The following is a 26,620-nucleotide window of genomic DNA, read 5'->3' on the forward strand; positions in this document are numbered from 1 at the left end:
AATGAAACTTTTTCGGCCCTTTTTCCGTATACTATGTTACGAGTCAACCGATAAGGGGGAGATACCATGGGCGAAACAGGAGATGTCATGTTCAGTGTTGTGCCGGTCATAGTGGGACTCGGTTTCATCGCTGTAATAGGATTTGTATTATTCCAATCTTTCAAAGGTGTGAGCGAATGGAATAGCAATAACCAGTCCCCACAACAATCTTCGAAAGCCAAGCTCGTGTCGAAGCGGGCTTTGGTGCAAGGTGGAGCAGGGGAGGCAAGGGCACATACCAGCTATTTCATGACGTTTCAATTTGAAAACGGCGACCGGATTGAGATGCGTGTCAAAGGCAAAGAATACGGCATGCTTGCAGAAGGTGACGAAGGACTCCTCACCTTCCAGGGCACTCGCTATCTCGGTTTTGAAAGGAATAGCGAATAAGTAGGAAAAGAGGGTGCCGCGACCGGCACCCTCTTATTCTCTATAATGATTCATCTCATCCTGCGCGCAGAGGAACTGAGCTTTGCGTTTCGGATCACCTGATTGATGACCTCGGAGAAGACGAGACCGATTGCGATCGACCCTGAGATCATGAACGCTTTGGCTGCGAGATTCATGGCCATATTGTAGTCATTCTGGACAAAGTTCCTCATGGCATCATAAGCGATCCCCCCCGGAACAAGGGGGATGATCCCGGCAACACTGAAGATGATCACCGGGGTTTTGTACATCTTTGCAAATATCTGCGATACCACCGCCACGACGAATGAAGCCGCAAGCGTGGCAATGACGGTATCGATTTCAAAGGTGAACAGGACGATATAGATCATCCATCCGAGCATTCCGACGATGCCGCATTTGAACAGCGATTGCTTCGGAGCATTGAAGATGATTCCGAAAGCGGCAGCCGAAATGAAGCTCGTCACCATATGTTCAACAACAAACATCACTCTTCATTCCCCTTCCGTTACAACAATGTGAAGACAACCGCAACCCCGCCACCGATGGCGAACGCCGTCAGAAACGCTTCTGCCCCTTTGCTCAGGCCGGATACAAGATGACCTGCCATCAGATCCCTGACAGCGTTGGTGATCAACAGCCCCGGTACCAAGGGCATGACGGAGCCGATGACGATTTTATCCAGCTGGTGCCCGATGCCTGACTGGACGAATCCGAAGGCCAGCATGCCGATGATCAGACTGGCCAAAAACTCGGAGAAGAACTTGATCGGTACGACCCGTTGGAAATAGATCAGGCAGATGTAACCGACACCGCCCGTGATGGCAGCCGGGATAAAGTCATTCCAGGATCCAAGGAACATGATCAAGAAACAACCGCTCGCAATGGTGGCTGCAAGGAGCTGAAGCTTGAACGGATAGGAAAGATCCGATTCATCCAACTTCTCAAGCGCATGAAAGGCCTCTTCCACAGACAGATGCCCTTTGCTGATCTGCCTGGAGAGGCTATTGACGAGCGTCACTTTCTCGAGGTCCGTGGAGCGCTCGTTGATCCTGATCAATTTGGTCTTGGTCGGTTCTTCTGTTTCAATTGAAAAGATGATACCCGTGGGCGTCACATAACTGTGGGATTCCTTGATCCCGTAGGAGGCTGCGATCCGCATCATGGTATCTTCCACCCTGTACGTTTCAGCGCCGCTTTGCAGCATGATTTTCCCTGCAAGGAGGCATACCTCCATGATATCGTATCTTCGCATCATTTTTGCTTCCATAGAATCTCTCCACACGATTGATTTAAGAATAGGTTTAGTTTAAAGGAAAGGAATTATGTTCGCAATGAGGACTCATCATCGTTCTTTATCGAAGAGGGTCCGCCGTCTGTGACGGAACTTTTTTTCCTGAGGGGCTTCCACTTCCATTTATAGAGGACATAAACGACCGTGGCGGCGATGATAGCGCCGATCACGAGGTTTTGATAATGATCGATTGTACGCATGACGGTTTCAGGATCTCCTCCGTAAAATTTCCCGAAGCTTAGGAGGAGGAAGGTAGAGGGCGTGATCCCGAGCATGGTGAGGAAGGAATATAGTTTCACATCCATCTTGGACATCCCCGCAACAAAAGGGACGACATTCCCCAGATGAAGAGGACTCGCGATCGCCACGCTCCAAATGCCATACTTCGTGAACTGATCCTGTGCTGCCCGAAGCTTTTGCCTGCGTTCAGGGCTGAGGCGTGCCTCCACCCTTTCACCGAGCTTATAACTAAGGAAGTAAGGGATATAGCTCCCTAAGACGTAGAGGGCACTTCCTGCAACGGAGACGAAAAAAAGCTCAAGCCACGATAGTTCCAACAAGAACCCGACGGTCACGATGAATAACGTACCTACAAATGGAAAGGCACTCCCTTCGATGAAGAGGGAGAGGAGAATCCCCCACACTCCCCAATCCTGGGCAGCCTCCAGCATATATTCCGTCATGATCACCCCTCCTTCCATAGTCCTATTCCTGTTCATTTACCCCTGCTCTCCCCAAGCGAAACCCCCGCCAGCACAATAGAAAAAGACCGGCCTCAGCCGATCTTCACACTCACGCAGCTTTACGATTGACGGGACGTCCATCCTCGACTTTGACAAGTCGGGGTGCTGTAGCCACCAGCGCGCATAAAACAATCGCGCAAAGGATCGCCGAACCGAGCATCGAAGCTCCGTTGGCAGCAAATGAAAACAGAACCGGCGACAGGTTATCCGGCGCCAAATACCCGAAGAAGAACACACCCGCGATGAAATGCCAGAAATAACGGGCCACGCTTCCGACCAAAATCGCGAGAAGCATCCAACTCAGCAGCCCCTTCTTCCTCCCATCGCGCACCGCGCTCTGGATCCGGCTGCTGAATAGTCCGGCCCCACCGATAAAGGCGAAAGCCACGAAATACTCAAGGAAGACCTGTACCGGATGAACGACCCAGGCTTCCCCGAGGGCGACCTGTAACAATCCCCAGATGAAACCGGCCAGGGTGGCCGCCTTGAAGCCCCTTCTGAATGCCAACAGGAAGATCGGCACCATGGCCACATTAAATGAGATCGACGGTGTTAGCTTGATGGATGGAATCAGATCGACCACGACGGCCAGAGCCGCCATGATTGCCACTTCGATCAAGACGATGAGCTTCATATTCTTCATAAAAAAAATCCCCCTTTTCTATGAACGAAACCATTAGGGAGAATGCATGTACTACAAGGCAGAAAACTGCCTTCCACATCCCTACGCTAGTGCTAACTAACAGGTTCAAAGGGTCAGAACGGATCGACCGTTCACTCTCAGCAAAAAAGCTCCCCTTGTGGTTACGTTTATGAAATTGATTACCTGTCCATTATAACGGAAGAGCGGGAAAAGGGCAAAATCATTCCGGTGCAGGCTCCAACGGATCATGACGGATGAAGATCGGCATGGCTTTCGGAGTGACCATGAAGCCATAGCGCTTCCCCTCCCCGTCTTTATACGCTACGGAGTAGTCGCCGAGCTGCGGGGAATATTCGACTGAATCATAGGATAATTTCAAATGCTCATACTTAAAGTTGATATACACGTTGGTCGCGATGCGCGCTGTGACGTGCTGTACTCCAGGAATCTGGTTTGCTGTCACGAAAAGGATTGCAACCAAAAGAATGCTCAGTGTCTTCTTCGACTCGGCGATCAGCTTCATTCCATCCCCTCCAACCAGTTCTTTCATACTAATGAATCCCTTTATAGTATAGTATAAAAGAATCTGAATGATATGACAAAAAGATTCACCGATAATAGGTCTTTTGACTCTTTTTACAGATAGTCCGACATCATTCGTGGTAAAGCGACCCTGACAAGCACGTAAAAAGCACCCTGAATTTTCAGGGTGCTCTCTCTCAACCCAACGATACGTCCAGGATCATCATGACCACAAACCCCGCCATCAGACCCAGGGTGGCAAGGTCCGTGCTTCCTGAAGATTGGGATTCCGGTATCAATTCCTCGACAACGACGAATATCATGGCCCCTGCCGCGAATGCCAGGGCATACGGAAGGAGCGGTTGGATCATCAGCACGGCCGCCGCTCCGATGACTGCTGCAATGGGCTCTACGATGGCAGACATCTGACCGTAATTGAAAGCCCGCCTTCGGGACATCCCTTCGCCTCTGAGAGGGATGGATAATGCGGCCCCTTCCGGCATATTCTGAATCCCGATTCCGATGGCAAGACCGATGGCCCCGATCAGGGTCGCATCGCCAAGGCCGAGTGCCGCAGCCCCGAAAGCCACCCCGATTGCAAGACCTTCCGGAATATTATGAAGCGTGATAGCAAGGAATAAGAGCGTGGATTTCTTGAACTTCGTCGGTGGTCCCTCCGCCTTTTCCGATGCATTCCCGAGATGCAGATGGGGGACGACAAAATCCAGGAGCCGGATGAAAAGTCCTCCAAGAAGGAAACCGACTGCCGGTGCAAGCCACGGGATCTGCCCGTTCTGCTCGCTGAACTCGATGGATGGAGCAAGAAGTGACCAGAAGGACGCTGCAATCATGACCCCCGCAGCAAAGCCCAGCATCATATTCAATGTATGTTTCTCAATCTTTCTGAAAAAGAAGACCGCAGAGGCCCCCAACGCTGTAAGCCCCCAAGTCACCGTTCCTCCGAAAAGCGCCTGTAGAGCAGGATTAAGTCCGCCTAACCAATCAAGGAACATGAAGCTCTCCCCTTTCGTCCTCTATCATCATTCCCTTTTCGACGTTACCCATTCTTCCCTATGTATATGCCTATAGCTGCAAATGGTGTTATCCGAATGAATTTCCGCGCAAGGCAAAAAGCCGGAAACGCCTAAAGACGTTCCGGCTCATTCCGACCGTTGATCAGCCATTTCCAACAAATAAGATTGACCGCAGTCACAATCACCGCATACCCATAGATCCCAAAAGGTATCTTGAGTACCAGGTAATGCAGACCCACCAGTGCTCCCCCCACGAAGAAGAAGGGGATGATTTTAAGGGTTTCGCTCTGGGCCATCCCTTCGAAACTCTCCGAAAAAGGAAGAACCCGATTCATCCACAGGCTGCATAGGACCGTCGTGATACACACCATTATGAAGATGACGAAAAGATCCGGTATGATTACAGGTCCATAGAGGAAGATGCATGCAAGGGTAAGAATCATGTACACCGGAAGGAACAGCTTCACAAGGAATGCTTTCAATGTCCCTCTGTAGACCGAGTCCACCCGGGTCACTGGAGCCACCCTGTAGATCCAGGACCCTTTATGCCTTCCGGAATAATTCAGCATCATCACGACGGACGGGGCAACGATGAGACTGGCATAGACAGCCAGATATGATTTACTTCCAGGAAGATCCGAGATGGAAAGGTCTGGCCTTGTGAAAATAAAGAGAAACGGGAGGATCAGGGCGAAGCCCAATGAAGGATAGACTTTGAGCTTGAAATCCCTCTCCGTCCTCATCATTTTTTGGGCAAATCGGTAAAACGCACGTTCCTCCTGATTCCGGCAAAGCAACTTAAGGAAACGATCACTTTTCACCCTTCTCTTCCTTCCTCCAGCTTGGGCCGAGAGCTTATGAAGATTGCGCTCGAACTGGGGAAGCGCCTTGATGTAGATGACCATTGCGGCCAGGGGAACCAGCACGAAGAGAATGGTCATGATCAGTACCACTGTGGAATGATTCCCGTTGAGGACGTATTCAAACGGGGCACCGAACCAAAGGGGCGGAATCAGCACCGTCCACCACTCCGGTGAAAAAGAAACATTCACATCCACGAGATCAAACGCCCTTGCCGCCAGCTGATAGGCGATGGCAATCCCGACGGAGAGACCGATCTGGACATAATTGATCATATCCTTCAGCTTCTCACCATCAAAAAACTTCAGAACATAATAATACATCAGGGCCGTCATGGCCAGGATGAGAAGATCAAGAAGAACGATACCAACCAGGAACAAAAGGAAAAAGACAAACCCATTCAAGAAGAACGAAGCAACAAGCGGAATGACCGTCAGTGCTCCGGTCAGGAAGAACAGATAAAAGAATACATGTAACGCCTTCGCCATCGAGATATCCTTCCGCTGGACCGGTTTGGTGAAAAGGATCGTGGAATCGCGCACATCGAGGATCACGACCGAAAAATCCGAGATCATCGAGGTGCTTGTCATGAAGAAGATGACGGAGAATATCAGCGTCATTTGAAACAGATACATATCCCCGAAGAACAGGATCGGAAGCAGGATCAATCCATATAAGGCATACACCCAGAGGGATTTGATGAACCGATTCCCGTCTTTATTATTTTTTACCTTTCCCTGCTGGAAGATGGTAGGGACCCTCCTGCCGTCCATGGTCCATTTCATCTGGAGGATCTTGCGGATGACAGGATAATCAAAGCCGAATATCGCGAACAAACCCTTGAATGCATCAAGGACCTTCAGGGTCGGAAATGTCCTCATCACTACACTCCCCTTACGACCGAAACGATCTCAGACGCCGTTTCCTTATGCTCGGTGAAGCCAGTCAGCTGATTGAATATTTCCTCGAGGGAACCTTCCAGATTCTGATTCTTCAACTCTTCAAAACTTCCATTCGCTGCGACCGTCCCTTGATGAAGCAGGATGATGCGACTGCTGATCTTCTCGACAACATCCATGATGTGGGAGGAATAAAAAATCGTCTTGCCCTCTGCAGCAAGCTGCGCCAGCAGTTCTTTGAAGATCATCACGGAATTGGCGTCGAGGCCATTGATCGGCTCATCCAGGAACAGGATATCCGGATCATGAAGAAGACTCGCAATAATGAGGGTCTTCTGTTTCATTCCCTTTGAGTAGGATGCAATCCTGGAATGATACACCTCAGACAACCCGAAGAGGCTCATCAGCTTTTCCGCTTTTTCATCCGCTTCGACCGGGGCCATCCCATACAGCTCTCCGCTGAAGGTCAAGTATTCCTGTGCCGTGAGATTATCGTACAGGTCTGCAAGTTCAGGCACATACCCTATCCTTTTTTTGTATTCAACCGACGCAGAGGTGATTTCTTCTCCGAACAGCCTCACTGAGCCGGCATCATATTCTTCAAGTCCGAGGATGATTTTAACTGTTGTACTCTTACCGGCTCCATTCGGACCAATGTAGCCGATGATCTGCCCGGGGAACACATCAAGGTCTACACCTTTTAATACTTCTTTTCCATTGTAGGCTTTCTTTAGTTGATGCAATGAGAGGATTGGTTGATTCGTTTCCATGCTATACTCCTTTACTTAAACAGTATCTTCCAATGGTAACATATATCCATCTCCATTTCTTTTCCTCCTGCACCATTCATTGACAAAGACTGACATTCGATAGACAATGAGTAGAGAAGATTTGCGAAGGAGAGCCTTATGACGACACATTCACTAGCACTATATGAGTATCTGAACGAAAATGCCTATCATTTCACTGAGGAATGGGCCGCCCGCCAACGCGTGAAGTACGGCTCCCATTATTCCGCCGAGGCACCCCAGGATGTACAGGAGCGGGTGAAAGAGCAGAACGCGACTTACGCCAGGCTCTTGGCCAAATGCCTGATCCGCCCAGAAGAAGAGATGAAAGAAGCGATTGATGAGTGGACGAAGAAAACGGCTGCCGATCGCAGCCGCTCTACTACCACCCTTGATGAAGTGGTACGGAATTCCGCCGTCTTCAGGAGAGTCTACTGGAACTTCGTCAAAAAATTCGTCAACGAGTCCGGTCTTGATATCGGTGTTGCTGAAGTCTTCCAGTGGGAAGAACAACTTAACAGATCCCTGGACTACGTACTTGAACGCTTCACTTCCCATTATTTGACGTATATCATGGACAGGCTTCAAGCCCAGTCTGATCTTATCAATGAATTGAGTTCGCCCGTCATCTCCCTGACAGATGAAATCGGCCTTCTCCCCCTCATTGGCGATATCGATACAGCCAGGGCAAGGAGCATATTGGAAGGAACGCTTCAGCAGAGCTCACAATCACAGCTCTCCACCCTGATCATCGACCTTTCCGGCGTCCTTCTCATCGACACGATGGTCGCACAGCAGCTGTTCCATCTGGTGGATGCCCTTAACCTTCTCGGCGTGAAATCAATCATGACCGGTATCCGCCCCGAAGTGGCCCAGACAGCAATCCACCTTGGACTGGACTTCTCGGAAGTGCGTACGGAGAATTCACTGAAACGGATCATGACATCCATCTTTGCCACATAAAAAAGAGGGTAGGACAAAATAAAAAGAGGGATCATACAATGACGAACAATGGCAGTGTAGGTTCTTAATACCGCTAATGATTTCCGTGCAAGACTTCGCTTTCCGCGGGTAACCCGTGTGTGCCTCCCCGGCAAGCCTGCGGGGTCTCACATCAGCTACAGGAGTCTTCGTCTTGCACTCCAATCAACCGCTGGAAACAATGAAATAGTAATGTTCTTTACATAACTTAAAAACCCGAATTCATTTGCCTTATCGCAAGCAAGTGAATTCGGGTTTTACTATGGCTAAAACAGTTTCGTGACAGCTTTTTTATCGGGAATACTTTTGAGAAGGCTGATAGCTTGCCTTCATCATATATTCATATTGCAGGAGTTTCACTTCGAATAAAGTGATCGGGTCGAAATATCTTTCGGGGTCCGCCTTTATTTCGCTCAGAAGTTCCTTGTCCTCCATGATTTCCCCTTCTGTCCCTTTGATGGTCAAAGAGAGCTGGTGGAAAGGTTGTGCATAGAAGGAGCGGATATCCTGTTCCAACGATTTCTCGAACAGATCGAACTGTAGGAAGAATTTCGTCACTACGGATTCAGTAATATCCCCGTAGTCCTCATTCTCCAGGTATCGCTTGTACTGATTGTATAGAAGCGTCTTGTTCTGAGGCAGCACGCCCAAGAGCTTCCCGGCACTCTTCAATAGGAACTGGGCAGGCTTGAAGCGGAGGAGGATATTTTCCTTATCGATCTGCGCCCTCGTCCCCATGCGGCTTACATCCCGTCTCCAGTCGTCGAGCACCTGATCATCACACTGAAGGACGACTCGCTCTTCCCCGAACAGACCATTGAAGGTCGAACTCATTTCGTACAGATACTCTTGGCTTTCCTGCAGTTCATGCTTCGATGCTGCCAGCCATTCCTGAAGGGAATCGAGGTATCTCGGCATGAGGTCATTCTGGAGATATTCCTGTATCCTTGTATTCATCGCTTCATTGAGCTCGGTATGGATATTCTTATAGTCACTTTCCTCGTTGATCAGCTCGGAGCATTTATGCAGGATATTGGGAATTTCCGTCCTGATTTCCTTTTTGACCGCTTCTTTGCGCTCGTGGAAGGAATCTTTGATCAGGGCAATCTTCTCTCCCTGCATATCACCGAGATGATTGTGGAATCCATTCAGTCGTGACAGGATGTCTTCATTTTTCGCAATGCTTTCTTTCAAGGCGATTTCTTTATTCTTGCGGATCGAATACAGATCCTTCAAGGTTTTACGCACAAGGTAGAAGAGCTTCGTCCCTCTCTCTGCTTTGATATACGCAGGACTCACATCATAATGACGGGTCATGAATGCTTCTACACCTGTACGCTGGATGGAAACGGCCTCAAGGGACGAATACGGCAGCACTTCCGCTTCTGGGAACCACTCCTTGGCCTTTCGTTCCACGGATTCGATCACATCATCTGGATGTACCCCGACCTTATCCATTTTGTTCAACAGGAAGTTGATCTTGACGGGCTGATCGATTTCCTGCAGCCTGCGTAGCACTTGACGATCCTCGGCATTGAACGGCGCCTCGGCGTTAAGTACATACAGCAGGCCATCTGCCACCGGATAGAACGAAGCAAGATCATCCTGATGCCTTTGTCCTGCCTGGACATCGATGAGGACGGCACTGTTTTTCTTCAGGAAGTCTGAAGGGATCTTGTACTCGACAAACGCTTCCCTGTGCATCACCTCTTCGAAATCAGCGATGCTCTCCACACGGCGGACGCCTTCTCCGTGGATTTCACTTACTTCGACAGGCTGATCATGATAGGTGTAGACCACCGTCGAACCTTCTGATTCCCCGATACTCTCACCGAGGACAGACTGCACGAAGGAAGACTTCCCGCTCGAAACGCTTCCTGCGACGACGATATGGTTCCTGCTATAATCCATCAGCTGCTCGGACATCCATTTTGTCTTATAGCCTACAGGTACACGATTCGATTCGGACCAAGCCATGATCCGGTTAAGGAAGAGGAGGACATCCTCGAAGCGGGCATCTTCTGCCGACTCGATGAGCAGCGCCTCTGCTTCTTCCGCAACCCCGGGCTCAAGGGAATACGAGAACACATCGTTCCATGCAAGAACGGCAGAAGCCGCAAGCAGGGATGACCCTGCACGGCTCACTTTGAGCCAGTTTGTCACAAGACCAGGCATGAAGGGTTGCAGATCATGGATCAGATGACCGCTCTCCATGAAGCCGTTGAAGGATTCCTTATAAAGGGAAAGGATATCATCCCACGATTCATGGTTCTCGATCTGCACGTATTCAAAAATGGTATTGATCGTCTGCATCCATTCGATATGCAGTGCAGGTTCCACCTTGTAGCTGTTCCAGAACGCTGCGACAAGCCCTCGGAACTGCCTTGAATCGCTCTCATAGGAAGCGATGAGGAGGTCATGGAAGTACGCAGGGGCAAACGATGTGATGTACCCTTTGACCGCATATTCCTCGAGAACGGAAAACCATTTGCCGTCCTTCGTGCGGAGCGCTTCCCTCACTGCAAGCTCGATGGCATTATTCCAATCCTGCTGGCCCTCGTAGAAAGCACGGGCAATCGAGGAAACATTTGGATAGTCCGGATCGATACCGAGTGCCTTCTCGATGACGCGGTATGCTTCCTGAGTCTTCTCCCGTTCGATATAAAGGGAGAATAATTGCAGGGATACCTCCATCGTCAATACGACTCCGTCGGTTTGGATGGCGGTATACACATCTTCGGCGGAAGAAAGCATCCCGAGCTCATAATAAGCATCGGCAATGTTTTTCTTCGCCCAAGGCTCACGCTCGTTCTGAACGCTTTCCCACTTGAAGATGGCCGCTTCATAATCCTTGCAGTGGAAATAGACTTCCCCTTGCGCAAAGCGGATATCGGTCAGGTCATAAGGCTCATTCTTCTGTTCTTCGACGAAGGCAGCACCCAAGACCTCGATGGGATGAAGATTCCTTCCGGTATCCCCTGTGAATGTTTCATGGAATGTTTTTTCCATTAGCAGTTTTTCTTCTGTCATAATATCCTCCGTTAAATGCGGAACCAACAATCCGCAGACTGATCTATTTCTATCATTCTAACAGAATTTCACCGTGATAAAATGTCATTTCCTTTTCATTTTGCGAATGGTCCTTTGTACCATGGTCGCATAGACCTTCATTCATTACAGAACAAAGGACTATCCACTTCCAATGGCGGCATCACCGCATTGAAAAGGGATAGTCCTATCATCATACCACTGTCGTGCGACCCGTAAACTAGGAGGCCGCCTGATGAACCAATTTCTTCTTCCTCCCGTGGAAAATCGCGATAAAAAAGGCAGCCAAGAGGAAAATGCTTGAGATCTGGAACAAGATCCCGATCTCGATATACTGTGCCAATACACCGAAGACCAACCCGCTCAGCCCGATCCCGAGATCGATGGATGAGAAGAACATTCCATTCGCGACGCCGCGCCTGTGCTCCGGCGTCAACGACAGCGTCCAGGATTGAAGCGTCGGGATCAAGGAACCAAAACCGATTCCGAATAAAACGCCTGCAATGGAGATCATGACATCCGAATGGGCAAGGGAGAGCACCCACATTCCGATGAACGTCACAGCGATGCAGAACAGAACAAGCCCCTTCGGCCCCCTCTGATCAAACCATTTCCCCGCAATCGGCCTAGAGAGCGACGCCAGGATGGCATTGAAGAGGTAGAACAGGAAGATATGATCGATGCCCCGTTCGTCTCCGAATATCACGATGAATGTCACAATCGTGCCGTAGCCGAAGGTGATGACGATCGTGATGAAAGCCGGGAACCAGCTCGACTTCTCAATAAGGGAATCCCGGTATGAAAAGGTCAGGTTCTCTTTTTTCGTCTCCTTGACGACCTTCGGGGTCTGATAGCGCACAACCGCAAGCAGGAGAACCGCAATGAGCCCCAGTATGCCGGAGGTGATGATCAGATTAGTGAAGGTCGTAACCTGATAAAGATAGATTCCAAGACTCGGGGCGATGATCATGCCGATCGTGATCGACAGCCCGTAATAGCCCATCCCCTCACCAAGCCTTGATTTCGGCACCACATCAACGGCCGCGGTGCCATTGACCGTCGTCGACCACCCCCACACCAGACCGTGAACGAACCTGAACAACAGGAAGATCAGGACGACGCTGGATAGGGGGTAGATGATCGTGATGGCGAGGAGCATGGCCGCTCCTCCCAATACGAGGGGCTTCCTTTCTTTATACTCAAGCATGAAACCGATGAACGGACGGCTGAGGACCGCACCGAGGGAAAATAATGTTGTGACCAGTCCGATTTCAAAACCCGATGCCCCAATCGATTTGATATAGGGCGGAAGCGTCGGGATGAGCATCTGAAATGACATGAATACAAACAGGTTCCCTACCATCAGCATCACAAAAGACCGTGTCCACAGGGGATCTTTTGCAGAGATCATAGAAACCCTCCTCTCTTATGACAACCTTGATTCTGAATTCGTCCCTTCAGGGAGGCAGGCATTTGCCAGCGGAAGAAACCTCTGCAGATTCCCTTACCCGAATGGGCTAAGATCGCCATCCCTTGCGATACGAGTATTTCGAATTACTAAATAATAACACAAAGTCGCAAGAAGATGGCGCTTTTATAAGGAAAGTTCGGATTATTCACTTTTTCAAGGAGCCTGCGGGCGTTCTTCGTTGAAAAGACTGCCCATTCTACTATAATAAGAGTCAGATAAGTTTAAACTTTCAAACATAAAGGAGGATGACATGTGGATTATTCCTTACGTCCCTTGGGAGATCACTCCCTCGTCATCGAGGCAGGTCCCTCAATCGATCACACTACCCATGTGAAGGTCAGGAGCATCTGCTCTGCCATCGAACGGGCAGATCTCTCCTGGATGACTGATATCGTACCCGCCTTCACCACGGTCACACTTCACTACGATCCTACGAATCTGGACGATCCGGGCCGACTCCCTTACGAAACAGCAATGAATAGAATACATATGATCCTTTCTTCCGCCCCTCTTCAAACCGATAAGGAGCCGAGGACAATCGAGATTCCGGTATGCTATGGGGGCGACTTCGGACCGGATTTGGAGTCTGTGGCAGAGTGGAATGCCCTGACTCCCGAAAAGGTAATAGAGTTGCACTCCGCCTCTCCTTACCTGATTCATATGATCGGTTTTTCCCCCGGGTTTCCATATCTCGGCGGCATGCCTGAAGAAATCGCGACTCCGCGAAGAAAGGAACCACGCCTCAGGGTTCCGAGTGGCTCCGTCGGCATCGCCGGAAGCCAGACAGGCATCTATCCCCTGGAAAGCCCCGGCGGCTGGCAGCTGATCGGCCGGACACCCGTCGCTCTGTTCGACACTCAGGCTTGTCCGCCCGGCTTGTTACAGGCAGGCGACCACCTTCGATTCAAACCCATAACCGCTGAAGAATACAAAGAAATGGAGGCCAACCGATGATCGAAGTCTTAAAACCCGGATTACTGACGACCATACAGGATTTAGGGAGAGGAGGGTTTCAGCAATTCGGTGTTTCAGTAAGCGGCAGCATTGATCCCTTGGCCCATAAAGTGGCAAATTTATTGGCGGGTAACGACATTGATTCAGCGTTGATCGAAATCACCCTTACAGGACCTCATCTGCGTTTCCACGGGCACACCCTCCTCTCCATTTGCGGTGCCGATTTCTCCCCGACCATCAACGGGGTCCAACATCCGCTCTGGAAGCCACTTAAAGTGGAGGAGGGGGACATCCTCCGGTTCGGCACCCCGAAAGAAGGCTGCCGTGCCTATCTGGCCGTTGCCGGAGGGATTGAAGTACCCGAGGTGATGGGCAGCAAGAGTACCTACCTCCGGGCAGGGATCGGGGGCTATAGGGGCAGGGCCTTGCAGAAAGGGGACAGACTTACCGTCGGGACTCCATCAAGTCTTTCCATAAAAATGGGGAACGCGCTTACCAGGAACCCCACGACGGATTGGTCTATCCCCCATGAGCTCATCGATCACTCTCGTTCGCGGGCGATCCGCATCATGCCGGGAAATGAGCATGGCCAATTCCAAGAGGAAAGCCGGGAGGCACTTTTCAATCAATCCTACACAGTGTCTCCCCGGTCGGACCGGATGGGCTGCCGCTTATCGGGGCCCGCCCTTCAGACCGAAACTCCCCGGGATATGATTTCTGAAGCCGTCACAACCGGGACCATCCAAGTACCTCCTGACGGCCAGCCCATCGTGCTCCTTGCCGATAGGCAGACCACAGGGGGATACCCAAGGATCGCCGAGGTCGCTTCCATCGATTTACCGCGGGTCGCCCAGGCGAAGCCCGGCGATGAATTGAGATTTGCCCCCATCACCCATGTGGAAGCCCAGAGGCTGTATCTCCGGCGTGAAAGGCAGCTGAGAGAACTCAGACAGGGAATCTCCCTGAAATACGTGTGAAGACAGCAAAAGCGCCCTTCAAAACGAAGGACGCTTTTGTTTATTCCGTTATGATCTGTTTCACGCGGCCCACTTGTCCGTCTTGCAGGCGGACCTTGATGCCGTGCGGATGCTGAGGCGAGTTGGTCAGGATATCTTTGACGATCCCCCTGGTCAACGCACCGGAGCGCTGATCTTTCTTCAGGACGATATCCACTTCGATACCCGGTTTGATATTCACACGCTGTTGTCCGTTCATGTTCACTGCTCCTATCTTAGGACCTGTCAGTCCTCGTCTTTCACATCAGGGTCTTCGGGTATCGGCTCATTCCAATACTCGGCAAGCTGACGCTTCATCTTCTCCATCTGTTCAAGATGATGGGTGAATTGCTCTTTATTGATCAAGTACCGCTCTCCATCATGCACAGCCCGCACCTTCCGTTCAAGGATGAGGCTTTCGATATAGGCGACTGGGAGGGAAAGATACTCTGCTGTTTCTTCAATCGTCAGATACATGGGGGTCCCCTTCCCATTCAATACGCGCGACGGCTTCGCAGTGCATCGTTTGCGGGAACATATCCACAGGCTGTACCTCTTTCGTTCGGTAGCCACCTGCTTCAAGGATCTTCAGATCCCTTGCCAGGGTGGCGGGGTTGCAGGACACGTAGACCACCTTCTTCGGCTTCATGGAAAGAATGGTGTTCAAGAGTGCCTCATCGCAGCCTTTACGTGGCGGGTCCACGACGAGGACATCGGCTTTGATGCCCTTCTCATACCAGGCTGGAATGACGACTTCGGCGGGTCCTGCCTCGAATTCTACATTGTCCATCCCGTTCAACGCTGCGTTCTTCCGGGCGTCCTCGATGGCCTGAGGGACGATTTCCACTCCATATACCTTCTTTGCCTTCTGTGCGAGGAATAATGAAATCGTCCCGATTCCGCAGTAGGCATCAATGACCGTTTCTTCTCCCTGAAGATCGGCATATGCCAAGGCCTGATCGTAAAGGACCTTCGTCTGCTCAGGATTCACCTGATAAAACGACCTTGCCGATATGGCGAACTTCACATCCCCGATGCTGTCGTGAATGACTTCTTCCCCCCACAGTACCCGGGTATCATCTCCCATGATCACATTCGTCCGTTTGCCGTTCACATTATGGACGATGGATTTCAGGCCGCTGATTGACTGGGTGAGCCCCTTGATCAGCTCCTCTTTATGGGGAAGGGCTTTGGTCCGCGTGACAATGACCACCATGACTTCACCCGTGGTGAATGCCGTCCTCGTCATGATGTGGCGGAGGACACCCTTATGAGACTGTTCATTATAAGGCTGGATACCGAGGTCTGCGCATAGATCCTTCACCTTCTGGATCACTTCATCATTCTTCTCGTACTGGATGATGCAGTGATCCATATCGATGATTTCATGGCTTCGCTTTTGATAGAATCCGGCCACCAGTCTGCCGTCTTGAAGCCCGACGGGTACCTGAGCCTTGTTCCGGTAGCGCCACGGCTCTTCCATTCCGAGGACGGGGTTGACAGGGAGATCACGGAGTTTCCCGATCCTCTCGAGCACATCGCGGACGTTCTTTTCTTTTACCTGAAGCTGCCCTTCATACGTCATATGCTGGATTTGGCATCCGCCACATTCCGAGTAGATCGGACAAGGCGGCTCCTGCCTGAAGGGACTGTCACTGTGTCTCTCAACCAGTCGCCCGAAGCCGAAGCCTTTTCCGACCTTCACGACTTTGACACGACCGGTTTCGCCGGGTAGGGCGTCCGGAACGAAAATCGGGAACCCATCTACTTTGGTTACGCCATTGCCGTCATGGGTCAAATCCTCGAAATGCGCCTCTTCGATATATTCATTTTTAGTAATGGGTGCTATTCTTTTCATGTCGATCTTCCTTTTCAGATTTCATTCCATGATTGTACCATAAACACGTCTCCGGGACGAAATCAGGAAGGGGTTTCACACTGTTCCCCCTGACGGATGGACCGGATGGCTGCCTGCAGATAGGAAGTGAAGCGGCTGTCCCCTTCCCCTTCTTCGATCGCTTCCTGGATACAGACGAAATTATCGATCAGATGGTCTGGTTTCATGCCTCTGCTCACCAGGACACTGTTCAACCAAATGGCGTAGTCGACGAAAATTTTCTCTTCCCCCACATCCGCAGCCGCCTGGAGATAGTTGAAATGGTGCACATTGTCTTCCCTGCACTTTCTCCGTCCTTCTTCCCCGAATCGATCCTGCAGTTCAGGATAGCGCTTATATAGCTTTTCCACGACGTTATCAATCAAGAGCTGATTTTCCATCAGTACGCCACCACCTTGAACTTATCAATGGACGGAACGATGGCTGCAAGCCCCTGATCCGGGTATTTCTTCTCGAGCTCATGGATCCTCTTGAAATCTTCCCCCTGGACCCACGTCATGAAATGTTTCTTTGTATCCCACTCCATATGTACTGTAATTTCCCCAGACTTCTTCTCATTTTGTAAAAGAAGGAAGCGCTGAAAACCCTCCGCCTGATCGACCAGTCCGGAACGCTTTTGGTAGATGGAGATGACTTCATCGGCTTTTTCCGGCGGAACATTGAATGTTGAATGAACGATATACATGGCCCTCACCCTTTCATGGCTCATAGGTCGTGCTTGTTTCATCCACTGTACCACACGAGGTATTAGTCAGGAAACAATTCCTATTGACCAGAAGCCGGATTTACGAGAATATGAGGGCGATGAACCCCTTTCCCCCGGGCTTTTCAGTGGAAAGTCTGTCAATTCCTGACTCGTTTACCTTTGTCGATCATGGGGAAAGGTGGTAGGTAGAAACCAGCATCGTGCCGGAACAAAGTAGGTAGATACTATGAATGAAGAATTTCTTGTGAATATGATTTTGATCATGAACGTATTGATCGGGGTGTTCCTCACCCTGAAGACCCGCAGCTGGTGGCTCCCATACATACTGATAGCTCTGACATTCCTCGTCCTGACCTTCGGATTCGGCGTGTCACTCCTAATGAAATCGGAAACCATACTCGCCTACCTTTTCGTTTTCGTAGTCAGCCAGCTTATCTGGGTTTTCTTCTTCGTCATGGCCGCCCATATCCTTTCGTGGGTCGTCCGGAAGGTCCCTTTTCGCCACAAGCAGCAGATCGGATGGATCTTTCTGATTGGCTTCCCCGTCGTCTTTTACCTGGCCATCCTCAAGTAGAAGCAACGCGGATCACGAACAAAAAAACCGGATACCATGCATTTCAATTGAAATCGCAATGGTCATCCGGTTTTTTTAATCCTTCATCACAGCGCTTTGTCTTCCGGTCGGATCTTATCCAACGGGACAAACACCTGGAGATGGCGGTAAAGATTCTCGAATTCGGCAGGAAGCACTCCACCGAGCTCGCCATCTACGTTCAGCTGTACCTTTTCCTTTGCCTTGATTTTGATACGGTTGGCCTGCGTATAAATGACATGCGGATCCTTGACATGATCCCCTCGGAGGGCCATGGAAGCAATCCGGATGAATTCTGCCAGATTGGTCTTTTTCAGGATCAACAAAGAGAATAATCCATCATTGATGGACGCATCAGGGGCAAGCTTTTCAAAGCCGCCGACTGAATTCGTCAGACCGATCAAAAAGAGCATCGCTTCGCCTTCGAACAGTTTCCCGTCATACTCGATCGATACATCGGTCGGCTTGATGGACGGGAGCATTTCGATGCCTTTCAAGTAATAGGCGAGCTGTCCGATCATCGTCTTCAGCTTGCTCGGCACTTCATATGTAAGCTCCGTGATCCTTCCGCCGCCTGCAATATTGATGAAGTAGCGATCGTTCATACGACCGATATCGACCGGTATGGACTCACCCTTCGTGATGATATCGATGGCAGAGCTGATATCCCTCGGGATATGGAGGGCCCTGGCAAAGTCATTTGTCGTTCCCATAGGGACGATCCCAAGCTTGGGCCGGTAGTCCTGCTCGGCAAGTCCGTTCACGACTTCATTGAGCGTACCGTCCCCGCCTGCTGCCACCACGATATCATAACGTCGCTCAACGGCGATCTGAGCCGCCTTGGTTGCATCCCCTTCACAGATCGTTGCATGGACAGAGGTTTCATAACCTGCCTGTTCCAGCTTGATCAGCACTTCGGCAAGATGCTTCTTGAAAAGCTCCCTCCCGGAAGTAGGATTATATATAATTCTTGCTCGTTTCATCCATCATCATCCTAATCTTATTTTAATTCCATTAGTCTGTCCGTTCCCACTAGTACCATCATACACATATACTTCCGAAATATTCATTTGGGCATCTGACCCGACGCACAATATCATACCTCTTTTCAAAAGAAAAATCTAATGAATTGTCAATGTGTGGAGGATTGTCACGGAAAAAGATCGATCTTCCTGTCTTCCAGGAATCGGATGGAATCACGGAGCGCCAAGGAATCGAATTGATACACTTCCTGGATGATTTCCTTCCATTTTTCAAAGTCCTTCATCTGATATTCGCGGATATTCCGGTAGGTCATGACCTTCAGGGATCGGTTCCTGAGGAAGTAGCATTGATTGCCCTGGAAGCGGACCGCCGTGATCCTCCTCATTGTGACATTATCGTCCGTATCGGCATAGGAAGCTTCAATGTCCGGTACAAGCTCTTCCTCATCAAGGGGCACCCATTCGATCACTTTTTTCACGAAGGTCTTCCCGTTGGAGCGCCTGTCGATTTCAAACTCCACGTGATCCTTCTTCGAGAAGATGATTTCTTCACCGAATCCATGGAGGATATGCTTTTGTCTGGACTCAAGCTCGATCGGCTTCATGATTGGGGACCCATACCCGACATCGACATATAGTTTCCTGCCGTCGATGGAGACCATCAGGCCGAGATGCCCGGGATTGACACGTACAAAACGGCATTCAAACCCGAGACGCGTCAGAAGCCTGCCAAAGTTGATGTTCAAGGTGAAACACGTCCCTCCCCATCCCCTTGAATGAAGATTGTCCACAAAGGTGTCCAGGGACGGCACGTACGTCTCGCCTGAATTGAAATAATGAAATTTACTGAATGTCTCATAAGGGATCTTCAGAAGATGCTGGCCGATGAGGCGCTGGAGATAATTGAGCGTCGGCTTTTCTAATTTCATATGTAAAAATTGCACATAGCTTGCTACTGCATCCATCCTATCACTCTTTCTGCATAATCATTTCCTTCAGGGCAGTGACCCCTTCTCTTCATGATAAAGGATTTTGCCCCTGGATTCCCATTACGAAATTGTTTCAGTAGGTTCACGGTAGCAAAAAAGCGGCCATCCGGCCGCTTAATTCCTGGTCCCTTCCGACATCTGCTTCACGTTCCGGTCAACGGTTTTGTTCAGGTCGGGGGTGAATCCATTCTTCATTCGTTGATTCTCTTGTTGGAAATAGGCTTTGACTTCGTCATCGAATTCAATCTCGATGAGATCCCGCAGATCCGTGATCCTAAGGGCGATCATGATGGAAACAAGATGGGCGACGGTGAGTGACTTTTTCTTAAAGTTGACCAATTCATTGATCGTTGCCACACGCAACCCTGTCAAACGATGAAGGTCCCCTTGCGTCAACCCTCTTTCCTTCAGGATGTCTCCCAATTTTATGTGAATTTTATGGGGAAATTTATTCAGTGAATCAATAACGATTGAATTTGTCTTTTGGTGGATCACATTGCTTCAACTCCTCATTCATAAACATCTTACCGTGAATGTCAGTGCTCGTGAACCGGCAAAAACTACCAATATATGAGGTACTAATTACCATTACCCCATGTATTCGCATCCAAAACAAAAAGGTACGGTTTTCCCATACCTTTTGTCATCTTTCCTGTTACATGAGGATGCTCTGAACGAGGCTTGTCTTCAAGCTATCATAGACTTCCTGCCAGATGGTCCTGTCTGTTGAGTAAAGATTCCCCAGTCGTTGAATCATCTCTTTTTTCCTTAATGGAAAGTCCTCATGATCCCTTGGAGGCAGTTTGGCGTTCTCATCATCTACGACTTTCTTCACCAAAGGAGCCCTCGGTCCCCAAACCATGCGTTCCTTTCCTTCTTCATCAATAAAGATGAAAATCGGAATCGAACGTGACGTCCCATTCGTGAGATACTGATCCATGAGTTCTAGGTTTTCATCCCTCAAGATCATCTTCACCTCGATATTCGCTGCTTCAGCAAGCTTAAGGAGGATTGGAATATTGACCATGGCATCTCCGCACCAGTCTTCCGTAATGGCGATCACTTTAAGGGAATGCTCCCCGATCCGCTCCAGCAGCTCGCGGTCCTCTTCAGGGATCGAGAACTTCTCGAGGATCGAAGCCGTCCGTTCTTTGTTTTCCTTCATATATTCTAAATAGGCGTCCGATGACATCGCCTTTTGATACCACTGCATCAAGTCCATAAAATGTTCCTCCTTCAGCCGGCATAGCGAGAAATAAATTGTCTCATTATGCCTATAAGCATATAATATAAGAAAATGCGAGATAAGGGTAGATTTATTATTGTCCAGTTCACTTTTGTTCACATGTAGACAGTATTCGAATACTGCCCCATTTTTCTAGGGGTCCAGGAAAATATTCTCACCCTTTTCACCACCCTGTATACCAAATTACGGTAAAAACACCTTGACATAACAATGTCCATCCACTACATTTATTTTTGGCGACACCTGTCATTCCGTTCCAGGCGAAAAAAAAAGAATAGCGCGTGGCTACCCGATTTTCGGTACTCCAGAGGGTGAATGGGTCAAGAAGAGAAGTATCCCCGATACATCTTTCCTGTACAGAAAAAAAGCTGACTCATCGTCAGTGGTTGATTCTCACACATTTTGAGACTTCCCTAATATTTGTGCCACTTTTTTGTAGTAGTAGTTCAGCTCGACCAGGTTATCTGCCTCCTTCAGCCGTTCTAGATACTGCTGGGCTTTGGCATACTGCTCAGGTGGCAGCTCAACCTTGATTCTTTTGTTCTTCCACATCGTCAACAGGTTTCACCTCATTATGATTTGAAGATCCTCCCTTAGAGGTCAGTTCGAGCTGATAATGAGATAGCTCTTGAATATAAGACGCCTTCGTCTCTGCAAGATTTTGTTCGATTTTTCGCGTGATGACGGAACTTCCCCCGATTCCCGATAATAAACTGATATAGATGATATACCAGACCGGGACTGTATCAACAACTGGCAGCACGGATATGAATCCGGCCAATACCCCGATGATGATGTCCTTGACCGAACCAAACACATAGTGTTTCTCACCCTGGTCATCGATGAATTTCCGTGGGAAAGTGAAATGGCCATTCTTGAATACCAGGATATGCCCCAAGCCTCCAATACCACCCATCAACATTGGTAACAGAATCACTTCGATTATGGACATTCTATCCACCCTCTGGAATCATTTACTATTATTATATTTTATTTACAGAAAATTCAGAATAAGCAATTGGACGCAATTTTGTCCATCAAAGGAGCAGGAAAATGAGGAAAATCGTGATGAAAGTCTCGTCTGTCGACAAACTTCGATTCCAAAACTATATGATGCACTTAAAACGGGCAGAATCCAAAATCGAAGCCGATACGTATTACCGTCTCGCCAAGCAGATCCTCGAAAAGGCCAAACGAAACAACAAGTGATGCTGACGCATGAATTTATCGCGCTCTGACCCGGAGCACCATAACTTGATGCGTCACCTGCACTCTACACTATCCTATTCACCCCAGACTCGTCTCATAACCTACACCTTCCCCCACCCTCGCATTACACCCTGAGAAAACGTCCAAGGAGCAACAACAATCCACCCAACCAAAAAGCCCCCGCAACATGCAGGGACCCTCCAACTTGCCACATCCTGAACATTCAAACCAAGAAGGCAGCATCTTCACCTATACATAGACAGCTCGATGAAATCCATTCCCCTTCCACTCCCACATTCAGAACCAAAGAGTGCATTGAAGCGAAAGGCGCTTGACTCCAGCGGAATAGGAGGAGTGGCGAGACCCCGCAGGCACGAGGAGGCTCGACACCCTCCCCGCAGGAAAGCAAGCGCCTGCAGTGAAAAGGAACGGTCCACATACTACCACTTACTTATTAAGAATCGGAAATACAAACTCCATCCTCAATACGACCCGCAAGATCCGATGCCATCCCCCACCTCCAATCCACATTCAGAACCAAAGAGTGCATTGAAGCGGAAGGCGCTTGACTCCAGCGGAATAGGAGGAGTGGCGAGACCCCGCAGGCACGAGGAGGCTCGACACCCTCCCCGCAGGAAAGCAAGCGCCTGCAGCGAAAAGGAACGGTCCACATTCTACCACTTACTTATTAAGAATCGAAAATACAAACTCCATCCTCAATACGACCCGCAAGATCCGATGCCATCCCCCACCTCCAATCCACATTCAGAACCAAAGAGTGCATTGAAGCGGAAGGCGCTTGACTCCAGCGGAAAAGGAGGAGTGACGAGACCCCGCAGGCACGAGGAGGCTCGACACCCTCCCCGCGGAAAGCAAGCGCCTGCAGCGTAAAGGAACGGTCCATATACTATCACTTACTTATTAAGAATAGGAAATGCACAACAAAAAATCCGAACGACCACCACCCCCAATAAGAGGATCGCCTGTCGTTCGGATTTGTCTACTAGCATATGAATCACTTAGCGTTTCTTGATCTCCTGCAAGAGAAGCTTATTGACCATCGGCGGATTCGCCTGACCCTTAGTCGCCTTCATGATCTGGCCGACAAGGAATCCAATCGCACGATCCTTACCGTTCTTGAAGTCCTCGATGGACTGTGGATTCGCATCCAGCGTTTCCGTCACGATCTTGAGGAGGGCACCCTCATCGGAGATTTGAACAAGTCCCTTCTCCTTCACGATCACTTCTGGATCTCCACCGTTTTCCACAAGCTCCTTGAACACTTTCTTCGCGATCTTGGAAGAAATCGTCCCCTTCTCGATCAAGCTGATCATTCCAGCAAGACCTTCAGGTGTCAAAGCGATATCGCTGAGCTCTTTTTGCTGTGCATTCAGGTAAGCAGAAACCTCACCCATGAGCCAGTTGGACGCCTGCTTCGAGTCTGCACCCTTGGCGACAGTCGCTTCGAAGAAGTCGGACATTTCCTTCGTGAGCGTCAACACCATGGCATCGTATGCCGGCAGTCCCATGTCTTCGACGTAGCGCTTCTTACGTGCGTCTGGAAGCTCAGGGATCTCGGCGCGGATGCGGTCCATCCACTCTTGGTCGATATGAAGGTTCAATAGATCCGGTTCCGGGAAGTAACGATAGTCATCTGATCCTTCCTTGACACGCATGAGGAGGGTTTTACCCGTCGATTCATCGAATCGGCGCGTCTCCTGCTCGATGATGCCTCCTGAAAGAAGGACTTTCTCCTGGCGAACTACTTCATGCTCAAGACCCTTCTTGACGAAGTTGAATGAGTTCAGGTTCTTAAGCTCTGCTTTTGTACCGAATTTCTCCTGACCGATCGGACGGAGGGAGATGTTCGCATCGCAGCGGAGAGATCCTTCTTCCATCTTACAGTCGGAAACACCGGTGTATTGGATGATGGATTTCAGCTTTTCAAGATAGGCATAGGCCTCTTCCGGTGTACGGATATCAGGCTCGGATACGATCTCGATAAGGGGAGTACCCTGACGGTTGTAGTCGACGAGTGAATAGCCGTCTCCTGAGTGAGTCAGTTTACCGGCATCTTCTTCAAGGTGAAGTCGGGTGATACCGATGCGCTTCTTCTCGCCGTTCACTTCGATTTCGATCCAGCCGTTTTCACCGATCGGCTTGTCGAACTGGGAAATCTGGTAGGCTTTCGGATTATCAGGATAGAAGTAGTTCTTTCGGTCGAACTTCGTATCCGTGGCGATTTCACAGTTGAGGGCCATGGCGGCCTTCATGCCGAATTCGATCGCGCGCTTGTTGACCACGGGAAGGACACCCGGGTAGCCAAGGTCGATGACATTCGTATTCGTATTCGGATCGGCACCGAAATGGTTCGGAGCCGGAGAGAACATTTTACTGTCCGTCTTCAATTCTACGTGGACTTCAAGTCCGATTATCGTTTCAAAGTTCATCTTCTATTCCCCCCTTACAGTTGTGGTCTTTTTTTATGGAAGTCCGTTGCCTGTTCGAATGCATGGGCAACGCGATAAATGGTGCTTTCGTCGAAATGCTTTCCGATGATCTGAAGACCGAGCGGAAGACCTGTTGAAGAGAAGCCGCATGGGACAGAAATCCCTGGCACTCCTGCAAGGTTCACGGGAATCGTCAGGATATCGTTGGCATACATGGTGAGTGGATCGTCGATCTTTTCACCGATTTTGAATGCAGGTGTCGGTGTCGTAGGCCCAAGGATGACATCGAATTTCTCGAATACATCTTCGAAATCCTTCTTGATCAGCGTACGCGCCTGCTGTGCTTTTTTGTAATATGCATCATAGTAACCGGAGCTGAGGGCGAATGTTCCGAGCATGATCCTTCTCTTCACTTCGTCCCCGAAGCCTTCAGCACGGGTTTTCTTGTAAAGGTCTAGGAGATTCTCTGCATTCGGTGAGCGGTAGCCGTAGCGCACGCCGTCGAAGCGGGCAAGGTTCGCAGATGCTTCAGATGATGCAAGAAGATAGTAGGTTGCCACACCGTATTTTGAATGCGGAAGGGATACTTCTTCCCACGATGCTCCAAGTCCTTCTAGGACCTTCAAGGAAGCAAGGACCGCCTGACGTGCTTCTTCCCCAACGCCTTCTCCGAGATATTCTTTCGGAACGGCGATCTTAAGGCCTTTCACATCTCCTGTGAGGGCAGCGGCATAATTCGGTACTTCCACGTTTGCAGAGGTAGAGTCATTGGCATCCACGCCTGCAATCGCCTGAAGGAGATACGCATTGTCTTCTACGTTCCTTGTGATCGGTCCGATCTGGTCAAGGGATGAAGCGAACGCGATCAGTCCGAAACGGGACACGCGGCCATAAGTCGGTTTCAACCCTACTGTACCTGTGAAAGCGGCCGGCTGGCGGATCGATCCACCTGTGTCGGAACCAAGGGAGAATGGCACTTCGCCTGCAGCAACAGACGCAGCGGATCCACCTGAAGAACCACCTGGTACCGTGTCAAGATTCCAAGGGTTGCTTGTCTTTTGGTAGCCGGAGTTTTCAGTGGAAGAACCCATGGCGAACTCATCCATATTCAGTTTCCCGATCGTGATGGTTTCGGCTGTATGTAATTTATTCATGACCGTTGCATCATAGATTGGATCGAAGTTCTCAAGGATCTTACTTCCGGATGTCGTACGAAGGTCTTTCGTTACGATATTATCCTTGATCCCGATCGGCATACCGAATAGAAGGCCTTTGCTTTCATCCGTGCCGAGTTTTTCATCTAGGGCTTTTGCTTTATTCCGTGCATTCTCTTCATCAAATGTGAGGAATGCCTTCACTTTATCTTCTACGTCGCCGATACGCTTGTAGGATTCGCTTACGAGATCCGTTACCGAAACTTCCTTCTTATGAAGAAGTTCGTGCAGTTCTGATAATTTATGGTCGAATAATGACATGTGTATCCCTCCTTAATCCAAGATCGATGGTACGCGTACCTGTCCGTCTTTGTGATCCGGTGCATTCTTCAATACGTCTTCGCGTGGCAGACCGGTGCCCGGCTTGTCCTCGCGCATGACATTCTTCATATCCAGTACATGGCTTGTCGCTTCGACACTGGACGTATCCAGCTCGTTCAACTGTTCAGCGAAGCCGATGATGGCGTCAAGTTGACCTGTGAATCGTTTTACTTCATCTTCTGTGATGGCCAGTCGTGCCAGGTGGGCAACGTGCTTCACCTGCTCTTCGGAAATTCTGGACATTTTGTTCACCTCCGGGTAATTTCGAACACTTGCAATACTATTGATAATACCAAAGTTCACTTTGTGAAAGCAACTACAAGTCTAGGTTTG

At 49.7% G+C, this 26,620-nt stretch carries 30 protein-coding genes and 1 riboswitch; of the genes, 6 read left to right on the forward strand and 24 right to left on the reverse strand.

Going from position 1 to position 26,620, the window contains the following annotated elements:
• Positions 1-66: 66 nt before the first annotated feature.
• Positions 67-429 carry a DUF2500 domain-containing protein gene (locus AF331_RS15000; RefSeq protein WP_053428866.1) on the forward strand — a complete coding sequence of 121 codons (363 nt, stop codon included), beginning with the start codon at positions 67-69 and terminating at the stop codon, positions 427-429.
• A 50-nt stretch (positions 430-479) separates the two neighbouring features.
• Here AF331_RS15000 and AF331_RS15005 read toward each other — a convergent pair whose 3' ends face one another.
• The 8 genes from AF331_RS15005 to AF331_RS15040 all read right to left on the reverse strand — a co-directional run bounded on the left by AF331_RS15005 (position 480) and on the right by AF331_RS15040 (position 7,213).
• On the reverse strand, positions 480-935 hold the full coding sequence (locus AF331_RS15005; RefSeq protein ID WP_053428867.1) for a threonine/serine exporter family protein: 456 nt from the start codon (positions 933-935) through the stop codon (positions 480-482).
• A 20-nt stretch (positions 936-955) separates the two neighbouring features.
• The gene (locus tag AF331_RS15010; RefSeq protein ID WP_053428868.1) at positions 956-1,717 is read right to left on the reverse strand and encodes a threonine/serine exporter family protein; all 762 of its coding nucleotides are present in this window, start codon (positions 1,715-1,717) and stop codon (positions 956-958) included.
• A 53-nt stretch (positions 1,718-1,770) separates the two neighbouring features.
• Positions 1,771-2,424: a DedA family protein gene (locus tag AF331_RS15015; protein ID WP_160316567.1), complete on the reverse strand. Its 654-nt coding sequence runs from the start codon at positions 2,422-2,424 to the stop codon at positions 1,771-1,773.
• Positions 2,425-2,533: 109 nt separating this feature from the next.
• Positions 2,534-3,127, reverse strand: coding sequence for an energy-coupled thiamine transporter ThiT (thiT, locus tag AF331_RS15020; RefSeq protein WP_053428870.1), 594 nt, complete (start codon positions 3,125-3,127; stop codon positions 2,534-2,536).
• Between the two features lie 61 nt (positions 3,128-3,188).
• Positions 3,189-3,293, reverse strand: a riboswitch (TPP riboswitch).
• Positions 3,294-3,347: 54 nt separating this feature from the next.
• Complete coding sequence (locus AF331_RS15025) at positions 3,348-3,677, reverse strand: hypothetical protein (RefSeq protein WP_053428871.1); 330 nt, start codon at positions 3,675-3,677, stop codon at positions 3,348-3,350.
• Between the two features lie 169 nt (positions 3,678-3,846).
• Complete coding sequence (locus AF331_RS15030) at positions 3,847-4,662, reverse strand: ZIP family metal transporter (protein WP_053428872.1); 816 nt, start codon at positions 4,660-4,662, stop codon at positions 3,847-3,849.
• 131 nt (positions 4,663-4,793) lie between these two features.
• Positions 4,794-6,425: a hypothetical protein gene (locus AF331_RS15035; protein ID WP_053428873.1), complete on the reverse strand. Its 1,632-nt coding sequence runs from the start codon at positions 6,423-6,425 to the stop codon at positions 4,794-4,796.
• Positions 6,426-6,427: 2 nt separating this feature from the next.
• Positions 6,428-7,213 (reverse strand): ABC transporter ATP-binding protein, encoded by a 786-nt coding sequence (locus AF331_RS15040; RefSeq protein ID WP_053428874.1) that lies wholly within the window; start codon positions 7,211-7,213, stop codon positions 6,428-6,430.
• Between the two features lie 138 nt (positions 7,214-7,351).
• On the opposite strand from AF331_RS15040, the gene AF331_RS15045 reads away from it, so the two are divergent.
• Complete coding sequence (locus tag AF331_RS15045) at positions 7,352-8,194, forward strand: STAS domain-containing protein (RefSeq protein WP_053428875.1); 843 nt, start codon at positions 7,352-7,354, stop codon at positions 8,192-8,194.
• A gap of 309 nt (positions 8,195-8,503) precedes the next feature.
• On the opposite strand, the gene AF331_RS15050 is transcribed toward AF331_RS15045, so the two are convergent.
• Positions 8,504-11,242 carry a hypothetical protein gene (locus AF331_RS15050; protein ID WP_053428876.1) on the reverse strand — a complete coding sequence of 913 codons (2,739 nt, stop codon included), beginning with the start codon at positions 11,240-11,242 and terminating at the stop codon, positions 8,504-8,506.
• Positions 11,243-11,480: 238 nt separating this feature from the next.
• On the reverse strand, positions 11,481-12,671 hold the full coding sequence (locus AF331_RS15055) for an MFS transporter (RefSeq protein WP_053428877.1): 1,191 nt from the start codon (positions 12,669-12,671) through the stop codon (positions 11,481-11,483).
• Positions 12,672-12,983: 312 nt separating this feature from the next.
• Here AF331_RS15055 and pxpB point away from each other — a divergent pair, with 312 nt between their 5' ends.
• Together pxpB and AF331_RS15065 are read left to right on the forward strand one after the other, a co-directional pair.
• Positions 12,984-13,685: a 5-oxoprolinase subunit PxpB gene (gene pxpB, locus AF331_RS15060; RefSeq protein WP_053428878.1), complete on the forward strand. Its 702-nt coding sequence runs from the start codon at positions 12,984-12,986 to the stop codon at positions 13,683-13,685.
• The gene (locus AF331_RS15065; protein WP_053428879.1) at positions 13,682-14,662 is read left to right on the forward strand and encodes a 5-oxoprolinase subunit C family protein; all 981 of its coding nucleotides are present in this window, start codon (positions 13,682-13,684) and stop codon (positions 14,660-14,662) included. Before pxpB ends, AF331_RS15065 begins: the two co-directional genes overlap by 4 nt.
• A 40-nt stretch (positions 14,663-14,702) precedes the next feature.
• On the opposite strand, the gene AF331_RS15070 is transcribed toward AF331_RS15065, so the two are convergent.
• The 5 genes from AF331_RS15070 to AF331_RS15090 all read right to left on the reverse strand — a co-directional run bounded on the left by AF331_RS15070 (position 14,703) and on the right by AF331_RS15090 (position 17,262).
• Positions 14,703-14,900 carry a YwbE family protein gene (locus AF331_RS15070; protein ID WP_048007545.1) on the reverse strand — a complete coding sequence of 66 codons (198 nt, stop codon included), beginning with the start codon at positions 14,898-14,900 and terminating at the stop codon, positions 14,703-14,705.
• A gap of 26 nt (positions 14,901-14,926) precedes the next feature.
• Positions 14,927-15,157: an excisionase family DNA-binding protein gene (locus AF331_RS15075; protein WP_053428880.1), complete on the reverse strand. Its 231-nt coding sequence runs from the start codon at positions 15,155-15,157 to the stop codon at positions 14,927-14,929.
• Entirely contained in the window at positions 15,141-16,538 is a 1,398-nt protein-coding gene (rlmD, locus tag AF331_RS15080) for a 23S rRNA (uracil(1939)-C(5))-methyltransferase RlmD (protein WP_053428881.1), read from the reverse strand. Before rlmD ends, AF331_RS15075 begins: the two co-directional genes overlap by 17 nt.
• Positions 16,539-16,600: 62 nt before the next feature.
• Positions 16,601-16,957, reverse strand: coding sequence for a hypothetical protein (locus AF331_RS15085; RefSeq protein ID WP_053428882.1), 357 nt, complete (start codon positions 16,955-16,957; stop codon positions 16,601-16,603).
• Entirely contained in the window at positions 16,957-17,262 is a 306-nt protein-coding gene (locus AF331_RS15090) for an antibiotic biosynthesis monooxygenase family protein (protein WP_053428883.1), read from the reverse strand. The genes AF331_RS15085 and AF331_RS15090 overlap by 1 nt, the downstream gene beginning before the upstream one ends.
• A gap of 247 nt (positions 17,263-17,509) precedes the next feature.
• Here AF331_RS15090 and AF331_RS15095 point away from each other — a divergent pair, with 247 nt between their 5' ends.
• Positions 17,510-17,857 carry a hypothetical protein gene (locus AF331_RS15095; protein ID WP_053428884.1) on the forward strand — a complete coding sequence of 116 codons (348 nt, stop codon included), beginning with the start codon at positions 17,510-17,512 and terminating at the stop codon, positions 17,855-17,857.
• Positions 17,858-17,943: 86 nt separating this feature from the next.
• Here AF331_RS15095 and AF331_RS15100 read toward each other — a convergent pair whose 3' ends face one another.
• From AF331_RS15100 to AF331_RS15120, 6 genes are all read right to left on the reverse strand, one after another.
• Complete coding sequence (locus AF331_RS15100) at positions 17,944-18,858, reverse strand: diacylglycerol kinase (RefSeq protein WP_048007539.1); 915 nt, start codon at positions 18,856-18,858, stop codon at positions 17,944-17,946.
• A 167-nt stretch (positions 18,859-19,025) separates the two neighbouring features.
• The gene (locus AF331_RS15105) at positions 19,026-19,787 is read right to left on the reverse strand and encodes an arylamine N-acetyltransferase (protein WP_235576400.1); all 762 of its coding nucleotides are present in this window, start codon (positions 19,785-19,787) and stop codon (positions 19,026-19,028) included.
• Positions 19,788-19,961: 174 nt separating this feature from the next.
• The gene (locus AF331_RS15110) at positions 19,962-20,342 is read right to left on the reverse strand and encodes a helix-turn-helix domain-containing protein (protein WP_053428886.1); all 381 of its coding nucleotides are present in this window, start codon (positions 20,340-20,342) and stop codon (positions 19,962-19,964) included.
• Positions 20,343-20,502: 160 nt separating this feature from the next.
• Positions 20,503-21,069 (reverse strand): thioredoxin family protein, encoded by a 567-nt coding sequence (locus tag AF331_RS15115; protein WP_053428887.1) that lies wholly within the window; start codon positions 21,067-21,069, stop codon positions 20,503-20,505.
• A gap of 417 nt (positions 21,070-21,486) precedes the next feature.
• Positions 21,487-21,645 carry a hypothetical protein gene (locus AF331_RS22510; RefSeq protein ID WP_156450566.1) on the reverse strand — a complete coding sequence of 53 codons (159 nt, stop codon included), beginning with the start codon at positions 21,643-21,645 and terminating at the stop codon, positions 21,487-21,489.
• Complete coding sequence (locus AF331_RS15120; protein ID WP_048007535.1) at positions 21,617-22,045, reverse strand: DUF4257 domain-containing protein; 429 nt, start codon at positions 22,043-22,045, stop codon at positions 21,617-21,619. Before AF331_RS15120 ends, AF331_RS22510 begins: the two co-directional genes overlap by 29 nt.
• Positions 22,046-22,146: 101 nt before the next feature.
• Here AF331_RS15120 and AF331_RS22515 point away from each other — a divergent pair, with 101 nt between their 5' ends.
• Positions 22,147-22,302: a hypothetical protein gene (locus AF331_RS22515; RefSeq protein WP_156183310.1), complete on the forward strand. Its 156-nt coding sequence runs from the start codon at positions 22,147-22,149 to the stop codon at positions 22,300-22,302.
• A gap of 1,019 nt (positions 22,303-23,321) precedes the next feature.
• On the opposite strand, the gene gatB is transcribed toward AF331_RS22515, so the two are convergent.
• Genes gatB through gatC form a run of 3 tightly spaced genes read right to left on the reverse strand, consistent with a single transcriptional unit; the run spans position 23,322 to position 26,530 of the window.
• The gene (gatB, locus tag AF331_RS15125; RefSeq protein WP_048007534.1) at positions 23,322-24,752 is read right to left on the reverse strand and encodes an Asp-tRNA(Asn)/Glu-tRNA(Gln) amidotransferase subunit GatB; all 1,431 of its coding nucleotides are present in this window, start codon (positions 24,750-24,752) and stop codon (positions 23,322-23,324) included.
• Between the two features lie 14 nt (positions 24,753-24,766).
• Entirely contained in the window at positions 24,767-26,227 is a 1,461-nt protein-coding gene (gene gatA / locus AF331_RS15130) for an Asp-tRNA(Asn)/Glu-tRNA(Gln) amidotransferase subunit GatA (protein WP_053428888.1), read from the reverse strand.
• 12 nt (positions 26,228-26,239) lie between these two features.
• On the reverse strand, positions 26,240-26,530 hold the full coding sequence (gatC, locus tag AF331_RS15135; protein ID WP_053428889.1) for an Asp-tRNA(Asn)/Glu-tRNA(Gln) amidotransferase subunit GatC: 291 nt from the start codon (positions 26,528-26,530) through the stop codon (positions 26,240-26,242).
• Positions 26,531-26,620 lie beyond the last annotated feature (90 nt).

The sequence above is a fragment of the Rossellomorea marisflavi genome, assembly GCF_001274775.1.
Taxonomy (GTDB): Bacteria; Bacillota; Bacilli; order Bacillales; family Bacillaceae_B; genus Rossellomorea; species Rossellomorea marisflavi.

Bases quoted from the DNA above. Each gene is read 5' to 3' on its own strand.
- AF331_RS15000 (WP_053428866.1), top strand. From the start codon at position 67: ATGGGCGAAACAGGAGATGTCATGTTCAGTGTTGTGCCGGTCATAGTG.
- AF331_RS15005 (WP_053428867.1), bottom strand. From the start codon at position 935: ATGTTTGTTGTTGAACATATGGTGACGAGCTTCATTTCGGCTGCCGCT.
- AF331_RS15010 (WP_053428868.1), bottom strand. From the start codon at position 1,717: ATGGAAGCAAAAATGATGCGAAGATACGATATCATGGAGGTATGCCTC.
- AF331_RS15015 (WP_160316567.1), bottom strand. From the start codon at position 2,424: ATGACGGAATATATGCTGGAGGCTGCCCAGGATTGGGGAGTGTGGGGG.
- thiT (WP_053428870.1), bottom strand. From the start codon at position 3,127: ATGAAGAATATGAAGCTCATCGTCTTGATCGAAGTGGCAATCATGGCG.
- AF331_RS15025 (WP_053428871.1), bottom strand. From the start codon at position 3,677: ATGAAAGAACTGGTTGGAGGGGATGGAATGAAGCTGATCGCCGAGTCG.
- AF331_RS15030 (WP_053428872.1), bottom strand. From the start codon at position 4,662: ATGTTCCTTGATTGGTTAGGCGGACTTAATCCTGCTCTACAGGCGCTT.
- AF331_RS15035 (WP_053428873.1), bottom strand. From the start codon at position 6,425: ATGAGGACATTTCCGACCCTGAAGGTCCTTGATGCATTCAAGGGTTTG.
- AF331_RS15040 (WP_053428874.1), bottom strand. From the start codon at position 7,213: ATGGAAACGAATCAACCAATCCTCTCATTGCATCAACTAAAGAAAGCC.
- AF331_RS15045 (WP_053428875.1), top strand. From the start codon at position 7,352: ATGACGACACATTCACTAGCACTATATGAGTATCTGAACGAAAATGCC.
- AF331_RS15050 (WP_053428876.1), bottom strand. From the start codon at position 11,242: ATGACAGAAGAAAAACTGCTAATGGAAAAAACATTCCATGAAACATTC.
- AF331_RS15055 (WP_053428877.1), bottom strand. From the start codon at position 12,671: ATGATCTCTGCAAAAGATCCCCTGTGGACACGGTCTTTTGTGATGCTG.
- AF331_RS15065 (WP_053428879.1), top strand. From the start codon at position 13,682: ATGATCGAAGTCTTAAAACCCGGATTACTGACGACCATACAGGATTTA.
- AF331_RS15070 (WP_048007545.1), bottom strand. From the start codon at position 14,900: ATGAACGGACAACAGCGTGTGAATATCAAACCGGGTATCGAAGTGGAT.
- AF331_RS15075 (WP_053428880.1), bottom strand. From the start codon at position 15,157: ATGTATCTGACGATTGAAGAAACAGCAGAGTATCTTTCCCTCCCAGTC.
- rlmD (WP_053428881.1), bottom strand. From the start codon at position 16,538: ATGAAAAGAATAGCACCCATTACTAAAAATGAATATATCGAAGAGGCG.
- AF331_RS15085 (WP_053428882.1), bottom strand. From the start codon at position 16,957: ATGGAAAATCAGCTCTTGATTGATAACGTCGTGGAAAAGCTATATAAG.
- AF331_RS15090 (WP_053428883.1), bottom strand. From the start codon at position 17,262: ATGTATATCGTTCATTCAACATTCAATGTTCCGCCGGAAAAAGCCGAT.
- AF331_RS15095 (WP_053428884.1), top strand. From the start codon at position 17,510: ATGAATGAAGAATTTCTTGTGAATATGATTTTGATCATGAACGTATTG.
- AF331_RS15100 (WP_048007539.1), bottom strand. From the start codon at position 18,858: ATGAAACGAGCAAGAATTATATATAATCCTACTTCCGGGAGGGAGCTT.
- AF331_RS15105 (WP_235576400.1), bottom strand. From the start codon at position 19,787: ATGAAATTAGAAAAGCCGACGCTCAATTATCTCCAGCGCCTCATCGGC.
- AF331_RS15115 (WP_053428887.1), bottom strand. From the start codon at position 21,069: ATGGACTTGATGCAGTGGTATCAAAAGGCGATGTCATCGGACGCCTAT.
- AF331_RS22510 (WP_156450566.1), bottom strand. From the start codon at position 21,645: ATGTGGAAGAACAAAAGAATCAAGGTTGAGCTGCCACCTGAGCAGTAT.
- AF331_RS15120 (WP_048007535.1), bottom strand. From the start codon at position 22,045: ATGTCCATAATCGAAGTGATTCTGTTACCAATGTTGATGGGTGGTATT.
- AF331_RS22515 (WP_156183310.1), top strand. From the start codon at position 22,147: ATGAGGAAAATCGTGATGAAAGTCTCGTCTGTCGACAAACTTCGATTC.
- gatB (WP_048007534.1), bottom strand. From the start codon at position 24,752: ATGAACTTTGAAACGATAATCGGACTTGAAGTCCACGTAGAATTGAAG.
- gatA (WP_053428888.1), bottom strand. From the start codon at position 26,227: ATGTCATTATTCGACCATAAATTATCAGAACTGCACGAACTTCTTCAT.
- gatC (WP_053428889.1), bottom strand. From the start codon at position 26,530: ATGTCCAGAATTTCCGAAGAGCAGGTGAAGCACGTTGCCCACCTGGCA.